Origin of the sequence: Streptomyces millisiae (genome assembly GCF_031845425.1) — a bacterium.
GTDB lineage: Bacteria > Actinomycetota > Actinomycetes > Streptomycetales > Streptomycetaceae > Streptomyces > Streptomyces millisiae.
Map to the genome: position 1 here is coordinate 1 of NZ_JAVREM010000170.1, position 745 is coordinate 745.

The following is a 745-nucleotide window of genomic DNA, read 5'->3' on the forward strand; positions in this document are numbered from 1 at the left end:
TCTCGGGAGTGGCCTGAGCCGCTAGCCATGTCACCAGAACAGCCCGTGCACCGCAGACCTGTGCCACCTGCCCGCGATCCTTCCCGGCGTCGATGGTCCGGTTGGCGAAAGCTGCGGCGAAGCCGATCGTTGCGAGACTGTCCGCTTCATTGCCAATGCCCCAGCGGGTCCCGACCATGATCGCGCCAGGCGTTTCTGCCACGCGGTCGTCCTCTGCCCACCCTTGCAGCGGTTCCGCATCGACACGGCTGTCGCCGCCATCGATGCCCCAGATGTGCTGGCGGACCGTGAGTCCGTCCGCCTGCTCTCCGCCCGGGATGCGGTGGAGGATGCCTTCCACCACCTCGGCCCACTGCCTGTGACGATCGATGAAGTCGGGAAAGGCGCAGTACGTGACGTTGTTGACTTCCGTGCAGCGCTGGGCCTGGGCGGGCGCCATCCGTGCCCTGTTCCGGGCCTCCACGGTGGACTCCGCTACGGGCTGGAACTGAGCTGCCCCTGCCCCCACAACGGCGAAAAGCGCCAGCACCGCGCCCATTGCCACAAGGCGTCCGCGCAGACCGGCGAGCAGGAGCGCGGCTAGAGCGGCCAGCACGGTGAGGCAAAGCAGGTACAGGACGTGCACTTCGGCAGGTCGGTCGAGCAGGTCCCTGGGCAGCGGGGGAACCGACTCGTGCTCGATGGCGATCAGCGTCAGCCACCGCCAGGACGATGTCGGAGCAAGTGCGGCAGCTACGGTCAGCAC

The 745-nt window shown here is 67.7% G+C and carries 1 pseudogene; it reads right to left on the reverse strand.

What is annotated here, in order from left to right:
- A pseudogene (locus RNC47_RS36045) lies at positions 1-745 on the reverse strand (ABC transporter permease); the annotation flags it as partial.